At 43.0% G+C, this 582-nt stretch carries 1 pseudogene; it reads left to right on the forward strand.

The features are described from left to right. Window positions 1-582 (forward strand): annotated as a pseudogene (locus tag PKO01S_RS28565) (RHS repeat protein); the annotation flags it as partial.

The following is a 582-nucleotide window of genomic DNA, read 5'->3' on the forward strand; positions in this document are numbered from 1 at the left end:
TTTGATTACGATACGTATGGCCGCTTATCGTGGCAAGAAGGCGCAGCAAGCAGCAATAGAATAACGTATACGTACGATGCTTGGGGCCGTCCGATCCAATCTAAGTCTGTTGATGGCGCGTACTCTTCCACCGTATATAATGACGTAGCTCGCACATCCGTTGCGGTTGACCAGGAAAAGAATCAAATTCGGACGACCCTGGATATCATGGGGCGCGATGTGAAGACAGAATTATTGAAGAATGGCAAGTTCATTCCGATCCAATCCAAGATTTACGATGACGCCGGTAATATTCTTAAGTTAACGAGTGGAGTCTCCACAACAACTTATGAGTATGACACGATGAATCGGTTAACTAAAGCCATCGATCCCAACAAATCGGCAGTTATGTATGGTTACTCTATGATGGGTAACTTGTTGAGTACCACGTATCCTGATGGAACTGTAAAACAGAATGAATACGACGAGCTGGGCAGATTAAACAAACAAATAGATCAGACTGGCGCGGTTGAAAAGTATTATTATGACGGTAATAACAATGTCACGAAATACATTGACCGTAAAAAGCAAGAATTCACCTAT

Source organism: Paenibacillus kobensis NBRC 15729, assembly GCF_004000825.1.
GTDB classification, from domain to species: Bacteria; Bacillota; Bacilli; order Paenibacillales; family Paenibacillaceae; genus Paenibacillus_T; species Paenibacillus_T kobensis.